Source organism: Nitrospira sp. T9 (genome assembly GCF_052156535.1).
GTDB lineage: Bacteria > Nitrospirota > Nitrospiria > Nitrospirales > UBA8639 > Nitrospira_E.
This window is the reverse complement of record NZ_JBQKUP010000028.1, coordinates 147,234-161,964: the sequence shown is the minus strand read 5'-3', so window position 1 is coordinate 161,964 and position 14,731 is coordinate 147,234. Positions and strand designations below refer to the sequence as shown.

General features: G+C 53.1%; 7 protein-coding genes. 2 read left to right on the top strand and 5 right to left on the bottom strand.

Features of this window, described 5'->3' with window-relative positions; all coding sequences use genetic code 11:
- Window positions 1-237 precede the first annotated feature (237 nt).
- Window positions 238-582: a hypothetical protein gene (locus ACTRXD_RS05025; protein ID WP_442430749.1), complete on the top strand. Its 345-nt coding sequence runs from the start codon at window positions 238-240 to the stop codon at window positions 580-582.
- 240 nt (window positions 583-822) lie between these two features.
- Window positions 823-990 (top strand): hypothetical protein, encoded by a 168-nt coding sequence (locus ACTRXD_RS05020; protein WP_442430748.1) that lies wholly within the window; start codon window positions 823-825, stop codon window positions 988-990.
- Window positions 991-1,046: 56 nt separating this feature from the next.
- Here ACTRXD_RS05020 and lipA read toward each other — a convergent pair whose 3' ends face one another.
- From lipA to ACTRXD_RS04995, 5 genes are all read right to left on the bottom strand, one after another.
- Window positions 1,047-1,961: a lipoyl synthase gene (lipA, locus tag ACTRXD_RS05015; RefSeq protein WP_442430747.1), complete on the bottom strand. Its 915-nt coding sequence runs from the start codon at window positions 1,959-1,961 to the stop codon at window positions 1,047-1,049.
- Between the two features lie 218 nt (window positions 1,962-2,179).
- A complete protein-coding gene (locus ACTRXD_RS05010) occupies window positions 2,180-3,412 on the bottom strand; it encodes an EAL and HDOD domain-containing protein (RefSeq protein WP_442430746.1) in 1,233 nt (410 codons plus the stop codon).
- Window positions 3,413-3,917: 505 nt separating this feature from the next.
- Window positions 3,918-5,750, bottom strand: a complete 1,833-nt coding sequence (locus ACTRXD_RS05005; protein WP_442430745.1) for a putative bifunctional diguanylate cyclase/phosphodiesterase — start codon at window positions 5,748-5,750, stop codon at window positions 3,918-3,920.
- A gap of 227 nt (window positions 5,751-5,977) precedes the next feature.
- Window positions 5,978-8,518: an ATP-binding protein gene (locus ACTRXD_RS05000; RefSeq protein ID WP_442430744.1), complete on the bottom strand. Its 2,541-nt coding sequence runs from the start codon at window positions 8,516-8,518 to the stop codon at window positions 5,978-5,980.
- Window positions 8,515-14,376, bottom strand: coding sequence for a DUF4347 domain-containing protein (locus ACTRXD_RS04995; RefSeq protein WP_442430743.1), 5,862 nt, complete (start codon window positions 14,374-14,376; stop codon window positions 8,515-8,517). Before ACTRXD_RS04995 ends, ACTRXD_RS05000 begins: the two co-directional genes overlap by 4 nt.
- Window positions 14,377-14,731 lie beyond the last annotated feature (355 nt).

Below are 14,731 nucleotides of genomic sequence, written 5' to 3'. Positions count from 1 at the left end.
TCTGTCCATCTGCATTTATCTCCCTACAGGGTTATTGGAGAAGTTGTAGGCGATTGCCTGCACCTCCTCATGTGAATCCTGTTGCGGTTTGCCACAGGAGAAATCTAAACACTTGATGTTGTTCATGAAAAAATAGATGTCATGGTAGGGAATGAGCCTTGCAATATCAATTAAGTGTCAGCAACGAAACACGATAAGGTCCTCAGTCGCATTTATATGTCGTGGAAGGAGGTTGAAATGAAACCATTGACCAAATTTTGTATCTTGATGTTGGTGATGGGTTGTTCCCAGTGGGTTCTCTCGGGACTTGCCATGGAGGGGGAGCAGATGTCTCAAGCACCTCAAGTTCGAGAGGAACTAAGGACGAATTCGCCGACTTCGACGGCACGATATGTCAATGTGGAAGGGACGCTTCAGTCTATCCAGGGAGATCTGTTTATTATTGAAGGGGCGTCAGCCGAACAACAGATTAAAATCCAGGTGGGGAAAGATACCGCCTTTCCCAATGGGCAAAAAGAACTCGGGCAACCCGTTAATGCCTTGGTCTCCGCCCAGGACGGACATGCGTTGATCATTCGATAACATGAAGTGCTAATTCGTTGCCTGAGACTGAAACGGTAAGAAAGAATTTTATGGGAAGAGGGCATCGCGAATGGAGATAAGAGGAAGACACCACGATGTCATGAATGCGGGAAGGGTGGACATTTCAGAATTATTCACTTTGTCACTTGGGGGAGTCACGGTGTGTGATTCGAAGTGTTCGTCCTTCCGCTAATTTTAATTTATTGGGTGCATGTTAGCAAATTATTGGAGAGAAGGCCAATGATGAAATGTGAAACCTGCTGTCAAGAATATACGCAATTTGATTTCGTCACTCTGCGGAACCTCTGCGAACATGTGTATTTGGATTCCCTCGCCCAGAAGCAGAATCCCTCCTATGCCCAGTCAGACAAGCCTGTTTCTCGATTAGATCTTCACCAACCGGTCTGACTAGAGTCTGCGGCCACGCAGATCGAATGGCTTGGGACAAACAGAAGAAACGGGTTTCAGGGATAAGTCTGTCCGTGTGTTTGCTCTTCTGCATGGTAAGAACTCCGGACGAGGGGGCCGGATTCTACGTGCTGAAAACCTAAAGCCGTTCCCTCCTGTTTGAATTCTTCAAATTCCTCCGGACTATAGTATCGAGAAACCGGCGCATGCTGAAGAGTCGGCTGAAGATATTGGCCGATGGTCAGAATGTCACAATTCACTTTTCGAAGGTCCTGCATCACCTGCCGAATTTCATCGTTTGATTCTCCCAAACCTGCCATTAGTCCGGATTTGGTTCGTCCTCCCATGGTCTTAGCCCAATCAAGAACCTGAAGCGAGCGTTGGTATTTTCCCTGTGGACGAATGGAAGGAAAGAGGCGAGGAACGCTCTCAATATTATGGTTCAAAATATCCGGCTTGGCCTTCATAACTATTTCCAGATCAGTCTGATGCCCCTGAAAGTCCGGGATCAATACTTCGACGGTGCATGCGGGATTTTCATGTCTGATTCGTTGAATGGTCTCCGCAAATAGTGCGGCCCCTCCATCGGGGAGATCGTCTCGATTGACCGATGTCACCACCGCATGCCGCAGTTTAAGGAGCTTGACGGCATCCGCCACGCGCTGAGGCTCTTCTCGGTCGACTGCGGATGGGCGTCCGGTGGTCACCGAACAGTAATGACAACGCCTGGTACAAATATCTCCAAGGATAAGGAAGGTGGCCGTCCGATTATTCCAACATTCCCATATATTCGGACATCGGGCTTCTTCACAAATGGTATGCAGGCGGTGCGTATCCATCAGTTGACGGATTTCCTGGTAATGGGGGCCAGGCCGGAAACGGACTTTGAACCAGGCAGGGAGGTTTCTCCTGCGGGAGGTCTTTCCGGAAGAAGAGACGGGAGTGATTTCTGAAGTAGGGATGAATGTCATGGATGTCTTTGAGTTTTATGGTGACCCGTGAATGTGTTCTGAGGTGGTATCAAAGAGATCACGAACCCGATAGCCATGGCCTATTCTAACACGTGAATATAGGGATGCCTACTTTCTCGAAGATATCTGCAAGAGACTCAAGGAGCGAGGGGAATCTTGAGAGATGAGGGTTGAACTGAGGTAAGCGAATGTGAGCAAATGGGGGGGTTATCAGCATGTCAAGCGGGTTCATCAATCATAGGAGAAAAATGGTTGGCCCAATCAATGGCTTTCACATAGAAATCCCGAATTGTGCCAGGGGAGAGTTGGAGTGATTTGAGGTGCAACCACTCCCCCTTTTCATAGGCTTTCACGCTACTCAACGCGGCTCCCATTGTTCCCTTCTCCAGTATTAAGGCTTCAAGAATATCGTCCGGGAGTGGAAGGTTCCCCACAAGTTTTTCCATAGAAGATCCGTACAAGGCTTCCAAGACCGACAGAAGGCCCATGGTGAAATACTTTTCTGGAGAATTGGTGCCAAGCTGCTGTCCTAGGCTCTCACACATTTTTGCTCGCACCAAGGCAATTACCAGCATTTCCATCGGCTGGTCCTTTCCAATGGCCATCAGAATAAGGGAGGCCCAAGTGCGTATCCTGTCGAGGCCTACCATACAGGCAGCTTGCTCAATGGATTCCACTCTCCTGGGAAGTCCGACAGAGGCCGAGTTCACATATCGAAGAATCTTGTAGCTCAAAGACAGATCGTTTCGGATACTTTCGACCAGACATTCAAAAGAGATATTCGGATCCTGAATTTTTCCTAATAATTCCAGGAGGGCGACACGGTTCGCGGGGATTTCGTGTCCGCGAATAATATCTGGGCGATAAAAGAAGAATCCTTGAAAATAGAAAATCCCAAGTTGTTTGCAGGTCTCAAAGGTCTCCCGTGTCTCCACTTTTTCGGCGAGGAGGCGCGCACGGTAATTCCGGAGGTGTTGGATCTCAAGTTGTAATTGTTCGGAGCTTTTACCTAAGACATCGATTTTTACGATATCGGCCAATTCCAGAAACGGTCGGAAGCGATCATGGAAGACAAAATCATCCAGGGCAATGGTATAGCCCTGCTGAGAGAGGGAGGCCAAGGCCTCAATGACTTCTGGGGTGGGCTCCACCGTTTCCAATATTTCCAAGACCACGCGGTGTTTCGGGAGGGCCTCACAATGTCTGTTTAATAAAAATTGATTGGGAATATTCAAAAAAGCCAGATGTGTTCCCACCACATGTTCCAGTCCAATATCGAGGTAGGTATTTAAGAGGACCTGGGCCGTGGCCATTGCCTCATCCGGGATGTTCGCGGAGTCGGATTCACAATCTCGATACAGCACCTCATAGCCAATGGTTTTCAGATTCGGGCCTAAAATGGGCTGGCGACCGACGAAGATATTTCCATAGTTGGCAATGCCGGTGTTCATGACTACAGACGAAGATTAGCAGTGTTAATTTGTCTCGAGGGGAGCGGCATGCCTATGCCTGTGATGATACCGATTATTCTCATCTGGGATTTCCAATCTGGTAGAGGTTTCCTTTCATTATTGTCGGTCGTTCACAGGAATGAATTGAGAAATCAAAAATATGTATTGAAGTCCGCAAAAGAATACGGAAGTCGTTGATCGGGATCTGGAAATTCCGGCTTGTTATGCACGCCGCCTAGCTATCCGAGGACTTCCCGATGGCTGCGCTCGATGCACTTGTTTGGCGTTCCAGGCAGTTTTTCAAGTATTCACAAACATCGGGTAGGGAAATCATGAGAGGAGTAACAATCTGCCTCTGTTCAGCGATTTCCTTGGCATCTTTAGGGTGGTGAATGGGGCCGAGCTTCGGTTTATGGGAAAGACGGCTCAACCGGATGAAAGGCCATGGCATGTGAGCGAACGGAATCGATGCCCAGCGAAAATCCGAGATTTTCTGGGAAAGAGTCTATGCCTTCACTGAAAGGCATTTAGGATGGAGAAGGGTAGCCAGGGCCTCAACTCTGATAGGTCGGCTGAAGAAATAACCCTGATATTGGTCGCAATTCAAGGTGGTGAGAAGATCAAGTTGCTCCTGATTCTCTACCCCTTCGGCAACAACCGTCAGAGAAAACTCATGCGCCAAATAAATCATGGCAGAGACCAAGGCTCGGGCTTCAGGGTTATGGGTAATATCGGTCAAAAAGGAGCGGTCGATCTTCAATTCATGAATGGGGAAACGTTTCAAATAGCTGAGAGAGGAGTAGCCTGTTCCGAAATCATCCATAGAGATCTTTGGCCCCAAGGCCATCAGGTGGTTCAAGGTCTCCACGGCCTGTTCGGCATTTCCCATTAAGAGGCTTTCCGTCAGCTCGAGTGTTAAATACGTTGCATCGATCCCCGTGCTCTGTAAGGTCTCCCTCACCAATTGCACCAGATAGCCGTCATTGAATTGTTTTGCCGACACATTGACCGCCACCTGAAGCCGTATCCCCTGAGCCTGCCATCGTCCTAATTGCGCACACGCTTCTTTGAGAACCCATTCACCCAGAGAGATGATCAGGCCGGTCTCTTCGGCTAAGGGAATGAATTGGTCCGGAAAGATAAGCGTGCCGTCCGGTTTTTGCCATCGAACCAGCGCTTCGACCCCGATGATGTGACCGCTCTTCACCTCAACCTTCGGCTGATAGTACAACAGCAGTTGGTCTCCCTCGATGGCATGGCGCAAGTCTGCTTCCATCCGCAGGAGCTCCAGGCTTTGAGAATTCAGTTCGCTCGAATAAAAATTGAAACCTCCCTTTCCATGCAAGTTGGCCTGGGTGCTCGCACCAACAGCGCATTGGATGAGGGCGGTCACATCTGTGGCATCCGCAGGAAAACTCGCAATCCCAATACTTGGGGAAATGAAGACCTCGGTCCCATTGGCATTAAATGAAGATTCCATGACCTTGAGAATACGAGAAGCCAACTTGGTCGCATGTTCGGCATGCGCCATTGTCGGGCACAATAAAGAGAATTCATCCCCATCCACGCGAAACAGGCTATCCAGCTCAGTCGAATCGGGTATTCCTCGCCCAAATACATCCGATCGGCGCATGCAGGAACTCATCCGCTCCGCGATCTGTGAGATGAGCTGATCCGAGATTTCCGGCCCGAAGGTCGTGGAGAGGCGCTTAAACTGGTTGAGAGTAATATGGAGCAAAACCAGGTTGTCATGATGGCGTTCCGCTCGCTGTATAAACCAAGCCAATCGGTCAAGAAACAAACTCCGGTTCGGCAATTTCGTCAAGGCATCATAGTAGGCAAGTTGGTTCTGATAGGCTCGGGCGGCGAGAGTATTGCGAACCCGAAGCTTCAATTCACTGGGATCGACCGGCTTGGCGAGAAAATCTGTGGCACCCCGGTCAAGAGCCTGGAGTTTGGTTTCCGCGTCTGAGGAGGAAGTCAGGATAATGACAGGGAGATGTTTCAGTTTGGGATGGTCCCTCACAAGCTGCAGGATTTCGAATCCCGGGACGTTCGGCATCATCAGATCTAGTAGCAGAATATCCGGTCGATATTCTTCAATCTGTTGCATGGCCAGAGAGGAATCCTCCACCAGCACAAAGTTTTGATAACCAGCATCCTCCAGATAGGCCCGCATGATCTCCATGGTCGTTTCCTCATCGTCGACCATCATGATCGTGGCCTGAGTCAGGGAGGTTTCATCGCACCCCAATTCATTCAGAACGGGTTTCGCCAAGAGAAGCCCGTCGTTATTGTGTGATTGGTATGCTCTCTGATCTGTCTGTTCTGTTTCCATGCCGCGATCATTTCAAAGCTTAAATGGCCCGTATCTTCCCCTTGGGGGCAAGGGTGTTCTTTTTCTATGGGAACTTTTCGGTCTTTCGAAAGGGAAAATAAAGTTTATAAGGCGAAAAATCGGAAAGATGAAGACGACTAAGTCTGGATACCCGGGGGCCACCTGACGGTTATGGAGCCGGAACGTCAGCCGGGGCAGCCCCCGACGTTGGAAAGGTCTGCCGAGCTTTATCCGACAGACTTGGATGCAGAGGGCACTCCCATTGCCATAGGCTTTAGGATGCCTTGAGCTCCAAGAGCTATTCGTGTCGCCAGAAGGTGAATGCGGTAAAGGTGCTGTTCAATAATTACCAGATCGACAGCCTTGGCCGCGGCTTCCAGTTCAGCAGCCGGCTTGTTCAACACATCGAACCCCACAGTGCCACCCGCACCCTTCAGCCAATGAGCCAGCTTGGCCAGGGTCTCCATATCCCGATTCGAATAGGCGGCATCCATTGCCTGCAGTTGTTCACCCAGGCGACCTACAAAACGGGCAATCACGTTAGCGAATTTGGGGTTGGTTGATCCTAACTTGGAAACGATGGGTGAGGAATCCTCAATCTGTGAGGTTTGATGGTGTGAGGACGCCGGGAGGACGGATTGTCTGGACGATTCACCGACTGGTTGACCATGGAGGAATTGAGCCAATTTAGCGAGGAACCGGTCGATGTCGATGGGCTTGGTGAGATAGTCGGAAAATCCGGCATCAAATAACTCCTGCTCGAAGCCTTTCATGGCGTTGGCGGTGAGCGCAAGGATGGGGATCTGCAGGCCTCTGTCACGTAACGTGCGAGTGGCAGTGAGCCCGTCCATCTCAGGCATCTGCATGTCCATGAGAATGATGTCATACTCGCTGGCCATAGCCATTTCCACTCCTATCAGACCATTCCCCGCTTCGTCGATGCTCAGACCATAACCCTCCAGGACCACCTTCACGAATTCGCGGTTTTCCGGGCCATCGTCTACGACTAGGATCCTGGCCAATGGAAAGATCCAGTTGGTGTGCTCCTGCATCATGCCCGATTCGTCGGTCGTTAAGGCCTGCTCGGGTGTGACCCAGGCCACCTCCACCGCACTGCCGGCATCCAGTGTGATCTTGAATACACTGCCGACTCCCGGCTGACTGTCCACCGTAATATCCCCACCCAGGGCGCGTGCGAACTTGCGGCTGATCGCTAATCCAAGGCCGGTTCCGCCAAACTTTCGGGTGACCGACGCATCGGCCTGGACAAAATCTTCAAAAATTCGCTGAGTGGCTTCTGCATTCATTCCAATCCCGGTGTCTGCGACATCGATATGAAATTGGATCAGCTCTCCCGCGACCTGCTTGGTGTGCGCAGTCACTGTGACCGCGCCGCGCTCAGTGAATTTCACCGCGTTTCCCACAAGGTTGGTGATTATCTGGCGAATCCGGCCCGGATCGCCGATTATGGTCTCCGGGACGTCATCAGGTATCTTGAGTTCGAGTTTGATGCCCTTCTCGTGTGCCCTCACACCCAGGACTCTGACGACATCCATGATCACGAGATAGGGATTGAATCGTACCCGTTCGATCTCCAGATGTCCCGACTCGACCTTCGAGAGATCCAGAATATCGTTAATGAGGTCAAGCAAATGTTTCCCGCTGGAATGGATGATCTCGAGGTGTTTACGGGTTTCAACCGAGTCACGTCCGTATCCACGTTTAATCAGTTCTGTGAAACCCAGGATGGCATTCATCGGTGTGCGGATCTCATGACTCATATTGGCCAGGAAGGCACTCTTGGCCTGATTGGCCGCAACGGCCTCCTCTTTGGACTTCAGTAGCTCGATTTCCGCTTCTTCCAATTGGGTGACGTCGTCAAAGCTGACCAGGACTCCGACATTTTTGGCTCCGCTGCCAAGGATAGGGGAGCAGTTAATCATAAATGTCAGCCGTGTCCCGTCGGGAAGAGTCAATCGGACGCGTTCGTTCTTTTGCGCTTCTCCCGAATTCAATGCGATATACCAGGGGTGTGTCCCCGGTGCCAATGGATGGCCTTCGATGTCCGACCACGGAAAGGCTCCGACCGCCTGGCCCAAGAGCGTCTCAGGCGTCTTGGTTAACAACGTGGCGAAGGCTCGGTTGGCCAGCATGATTTGCCCTTTGTTGTCGAGCACCAGGAGCCCTTCTGCCATCGTATCCAGAGCGGATCGCACACGCTCAGGAACAGCCTGAGAGGGATCGAGTTGCTTCAACATTTTTCCCAAATACAGATAAAATCCGATGAAACACATCAGACCTACAAACAGCAGGAGTTGTGGCTGTGGGCCGGTGATATACCCGAGCCAGCCTTCGTCATTTAATGGTGTAAATCGCAGTTCGACTTGGCCCCATTTGTTTTCCCCTTCCCAGATAGCGACCATTACCTGGGTATTAGACGAATAGTCCGAATTGTTGTCCCGCCAATTGTTCTCATGGTCACCTATTGTGACAAGCCAATCACCCGCTTCAGTTCGCAATCCGGCAGACAACAGGTCTGGGTTACGGTCCACGACCAACTGTAAAATCCCCTCCAGGCGGTCAACATCATCCTGGGTAATCAGAATCGTGCTATTGGCGGCAATGGACTCGGCCAGAGCCGCACGTCCCTGGCGAACCGCACCGGTTCGGTCCGGCATCAAACCAAACAAGCTCGCTGTCAGTAACACACTGATAAGGAGACTGACCTGGCCGAAGGCCAGACGGGATTTTGTCGAAAGGATGTTCATCCCTTATTCCAATTGAACCACCGGGCTCTAAGAGTCTTAGCGGCGGCCCCGGTCTTCCCCTCACCTATCTCGGCAGATGCGGTGGGTTTCTCAAACAGGGACTCTACTGAATCGCCGTCCACGCCTTTCTGGCTCCGTTGTCGTTTCTTCTTCCCCGCGGCATCGAGCACCAACAGGGGGTTCACAAACTGCCAGGCCGGCACTGATGAAAGGAGGGCCGTCAATAGCACCCCACTGCGAAGGAGCCAGACGACATAGCCGATGGACAACCCGGTGGAGACCGCAATGCTGGAGGCCAAATAGGTTTGTTCGGTGGCGGCAACCTCCTGAACATCGTCGCGAACCCGATCCAGGTCCTGAAGGAATCCTGATCTGTGCAGCAAGGACCGGATTTCATCCTTGAAGGCTGTGATATCAAGGGGCTTCCTGAGCAAACTCCACATGTCACTCACTATCCCCACGAGGCCCGTGCGTTCTCCATCCTCCTGCTTAGCCGGCAATTCAGGTCGTCCCAGGGTATTATCCGTCTCCGAATTTTCCGCCCCAGTGATTGTGGAACCCTGGCCGCCGTCAGGGATATTACCTGGCGAGCCGGGATCAAGACTGCCCCCATTGCTCGGCGCCTGGTCCTCTGAAGTCTCTTCGCCGGTATCTCTCGGGGGGGGATCGATTGAAGGCGCAGGGTCCGGTGGCGGGGGAATAAAAATTTGGGGCGGAACATTGGCTTGGGTCACCGTGACGGCGATTGCCTGCGTATCGACGGATGTGCCATCGGAGGCCTGGACGATCACGTCATAGATATTATCGGCCCCGACATCGCCCGGTGCCTGGAAATCCGGAGCGGTGATGAATGTAAGGGCCCCGGTCGCGGGATCGATAGTAAAAAAAGCCGCATCCACACCGCCCACAATGCTGTAGGTCAGGGGGTTGCTCTCTGCATCTGTGGCATTCACATTAGTCACCGCCGTGTTGCCCGTGACAACGGGAACATTCGCCGTGGCGCCACCCCCATCTGAGGTGATGACGGGAGCATCGTTGACCGGTGTCACGGTCAGGTCCACCGTGACCGTATTCGAGGTGAGGCCGGACAGATCCCGGATCGTATATGTGAAGCTGTCGGAGAGGGTTTCGGAGCCATTATGGGTATAATCCACTGTTCCATTGGCATTCACGCTGGTGATGGTGCCATTGGTGGGGCCGGCGACAATGTTGATACTGGTCAGATCCAACCCGTCATCGGGATCGCTATCATTGTTGGAAAGGTTCAGGATGGTGGTCGAGCCTTCGTTGACCGTAAAGCTGTTGGCTACGGCTGTAGGGGCATCGTTTTGTGGCGTCACGGTCAAGCTCACCGTCACCGTATTCGAGGTAGCGCCTGACAGGTCCTTGATGCTGTAGGTGAAACTGTCGGAGAGGGTTTCGGAGCCATCATGGGTATAATCCACCGTCCCATCAGCATTAATGCTCGTGATGGTGCCATTGGTGGGGCCGGAGACAATGACGATGCTGGTCAGATCCAACCCGTCATCGGGATCGCCATCATTGTTGGAAAGATTCAGCCGGGTGGTCGACCCTTCATTGACGATAAAACCGTCCCCCATGGCTACCGGGGGATCATTAACGGGATTGACGTTGATGGTCGTACGGGCGGCGGCACTGTCGGTCGTGCCGTCATTGACTTTCACCTCGATCAACCTGTTACCATCAGATGGTGTGCCCGTATCCTGGTGCTGGTACTGAATCGCCTTGATGAGTGTTTCCGTTTCGACCTCTGTAAACGTCCCGCCGCCTTGTTTGGTAATCGTGATAGTGGCTGTCCCGGCCCCCGTGGCGAGCACGACGTGATAATTTCCGCCTGTGGTGTCCTGACCGGCCACGGCGGTCGCCAGGTTAAAGGTGTCGCCATCGAGCATGAGCGTCTCGGCATTGCCGTCCAGCAGACCGTTCACGCCCAGTTTCACATAGGCGAATGTGGTGCTATCCGGATCCAACAGATCCGTGTCACTATCGGCGATGCCAATCGGCCCGCCGCCTTCAGTAAACGTAACGGTATAGTCGTTGCCGGTGGCACCGGAACTGTCGTTGGCATCGAGGTCCACGGTCGGCGGATCATTGATGGCATTGATGGTGACGGTAATGGATCCCGTACCGCTCAGCGCGCCGCCGCTGCCTTGTCCGCCAGAGTTGCCGTCGTTCATCACAAAATCAACCTGCACGCTGGCCGGCGGGTTGCTGCTGCTATTGGCATACGTGATTTGCTGCAGGGCACTGTTGACTAGGGCGGTGGTGGCGTTGCTGTTGAAAGAGAGGATCAATGTTCCACCGCTGTTGGTGGTGACCGTGCCGATGGTCGTACCGCCAACCACCAGGCTGCCGCTTTCGGTCAGGGTACTCAGCGTCCCGCTCCCAGCGAACACGTCCTCGGCATTGGCTCCTCCGTTCCGGGTCAACGTGAGCGAAGCGCCGGTGTAATCATTGGCAGCATCCAGTTCAGGGTCGGCGATTGTGGCATTGCTGTCGAGCACCACCGCCCCACCGCCTTCAGTGAAGGCGGGCGTGTTATCCAGACCGCCGAAGACAGGCTGGTCATTGCCAGGATCCACGTTAATGGTCGTGCGGGCGGCGGCACTGTCGGTCGTGCCGTCATTGACCTTCACCTCGATCAACCTGTCACCATCAGATGGTGTGCCCGTATCCTGGTGCTGGTACTGAATCGCCTTGATGAGTGTTTCCGTTTCGACCTCTGTAAACGTCCCGCCGCCCTGCTTGATGATCGTCACAATGGCCGTGCCGGCGGCCGTTGATACACGCACATGGTAGTTGCCGCCGGTGGTATCCTGGCCTGGCGCCTCGGTGGCCAGCGCAAAGGTATCCCCGTCGAGGACCAAGGCTTCCGCATTGCCATCTAGGAGGCCACTGAGAGACACGGTCACGTAGGCGAAGGTCGTACTATCCACATCCGCAAGGTCGGTATCGCTGTCGGCAATGGCCGTGGGGCCGTCTCCCTCAGTAAACGTGAATGCATAATCGTTGCCGGTGGCTCCGGAACTGTTGTTGGCATCCAAGTCGAGAGTCGGTGAGGTTGTCGCTCCGTACTGGCGCGCAAAAATATCGGTTTGCGTCCCGTCGCTACCGGTCCACACGGCGACAAAGTTATCTCGGTCCAGCATGGCCACCGAGGCGCGGTCCTGCACGTTGGCGGTGGTTTGATTAATCAAAAACTCGACACCGATTTTTTGACCACTGGAGTTGAATTTCTGGCCAAAGACCCCGGCGGTGTCATTCTGCCCAGGCCGATTTCCCGCCCCCTCCCATACAACGATGAATTCACCGATATCATCCATGGTGATAGAGGGATTAGTCTGAGTGGTCAAGAGACCTGAGGTATTGGCAATTTTGGGCAGAAAGAGCGCATTTCCTGCTGCGTCGAATTGCCTGACATAGACTTCCACATCAAGGACTGTAGCGCGATAGGCCACGGTAAACCGCCCATCGCTACTCATATCCACTGCAGCGGCACCGGCACTGAGCTGTAAGAGCACGTCAACCTGCCCGTTGTTTTGTGGAACACCCGCGCTGTTGTAGAGCTGAAAGAAGACGTCCGAACCGTTATCCCAGACGACCACAAATCCGCCAGAATCCGCAATCCCTACCGAGGGATCCTTCGCAGCTGCTGCGGTGTTGACGGTGATGTCACTGCCGGTCAACCCTCCGCCCATGCTGCCGCGTCGTACAAAAATTCCTTCGTTGCCCCCGCCGTCGCCTTCCCATGCGATCACGAAATCACCGGCGCCATTCATGTTCACGGATGGATTGTGCTGAGTGTTAGGCGTGCCGGTGTTGACGATGAGGTCTCCAGCATCGACGGCTGTGCCGTTGGCGAGAAATCGTCGCATGAAAATATCCCCGCCTTGGGTCCAGGTGACGAGAAAATTTCCGCTGTCGTCGACGGCCACATCGGTCCACGCGTTCGTTCCGCTCCCGATGTTGACTTGAAACTGCGCGACCTTCTCATTGCCACCACCATCCAACACCTTGGCGAACACTTTGTCGTTTGATGTCCCGTTCGTCCAGACCACCACATAATCGCCGTTCGGTGCGATATCAACCGCTCGCTCGGCTCCTCGCACGGGCCCGCTGGTTTGTTCGTTGTTCCCGGAAGGATCGTTGACCATGAATTCACTCTTCGAGACAAAGGCGGAGGTCGTATATTCGAAGGCTCCGATGTCCGGTACGGCATCACGAGTGATTCCCCGCTGGTCGACGGCAGGGGCACCCGTTGGTGTTCCCGCATTGAGTGCGGGGCTGCCGGCCAGCAGCGCATGTGTTCGAGTCGGACCGCTGTTGTCGGCGAGGACATCAAGATTGGCACTCAGGCCGGTAATGTCGCTTCCAACAAAACCGATCGCTCCGCCTACGACTTCGATCAGGTTGTACCCACTGCTGCTGAAATTGCCCAGGACATCATCATTGGCTGTAGCCGCCGTATTGTCGCTGACTATGGTGTTGGAAATTTGAACCAAAGCGCCGATGGAGTATATGCCACCCGCGTCATTGGCATTGTTGAGCGTGAAGGTGGAATTGATCACGGTGATCGGTGTATCCGTCCAGATCCCGCCCCCTTCGTAGAGGGCAGTGTTGCCGCTGAACGTCACGTTGGTCAGGGTTCCACCGACGGCATTGTGAAAGTAAATCCCGGCCCCATGATCCGCCAGGTTATTGGCAATGAGAACGCGGTTGAGATTCAGCGTGCCATGGACATGAAACGCCCCACCTTGCCCACCCGTGCCGTCGATATTTGTCAGGATGGCGTCGCTGAGATTTAAGGTGCTGGTGTTATCGACTAACACCCCGGCCCCATTACCACCATTATCCCCGTTTTGAATGGTAATTCCACTCATGGTGGTCGTACTGCTTCCCCTGGTTTCAAATAAGCGTGAGGCATTGTTGCCATCGATGATGGTGGTGGCCGCGCCGGCTCCGGTGATGATTACATCGTCATTAATTTGCATTGGACCAGTGGTCAACACGTATGTTCCTGTTGGAATGATGATCGTGTCAGTACCTGGCGTGGCGTCAGCATCGATAATGGCCTGGCGGAGTGACCCCGCTCCGGCGTCATTGGTGTTGGTCACGGTAAAAGTGGCCAGCACGCCCTCCCAGGCTTCCTGGGTGGCTTCGCCAATGACGACTGACGTTTCAATGAACCCGGTTGCTACTTCCAATTCCCAGTTGGCATATTCGCTGACGTGCCCGGTCCGGTCCGTGCTCGCGGCAATATCAGCCCCTATCAGTTCGGCTAAGGTTTGCATCGCGGTTAGACCGGCCTGACCACGTCCAAAGTTACAGCCATAGATCAGTAAATCTGCGTCTGCAGACAAACTTTGCCCAATTTGACTCAACAGCGCTGTATAGTGACCGCTGATCGAATCATTGGTGAGGAAGGCCGTGCCCAAATGAAGTTCCGCCTCGGTGCCTTCCCCGATGAGATGGACGGCATCAATAGCACTCCGGCCCTTGAGCGCTTCAGAAATTTGTTCGATCCCGTCCCGCCCGGCATCAAGGAGAATGACTTCTGCGCCAGGATGGATACCGTTCATGAGTGCCTGGTAATCCTCAACCCGCGTATCGATGAAGACCATTTCCCGACGATCTGTTGGAGTTGCGGGTGAGAAACCGGAGGACCAGGAGGCGGCACTGTCAGTGCCCATGGTTTCACCGGAATTAGTTGCTGCATCAGCATCGTTTACCGGAATAGATGGATCCTGGGCTGTCTGATCCTGAGCGACTTCCGCCCCGGTGGCGAGTGCGGCTCCATCAAATAAAATTCTGGGTTCGAGGGCTAACAGTGTTTTCATTCCGCCGACCATCTCCATGCCATTTTATCGCTGGCGTATACGATGCTTGATTCAGGCATTCTCCCTGCTTGTGTTGGTGCACCTGGTATCAGGCATCTATCCATTGACATGATTCTTCGTTTTGTATTTCCCTTGTGGGCACGAATCCAATCGAATTTCCATGGAGCCTCTCCCTTGTTTTCCCTTTTGACACAATCTCACGGCATGAGATTCATCCATCTCCTTAATCGGCTATGAGCTTCATTTACTGGAAGAATTATGGAAAATTTTCCCATCAAGATTTTTTCATGAGGATGAGATTGGATTCTGGAGCACAAGTGTCCAATTGAGAGAACCGGATCGGAATTTTGATTAA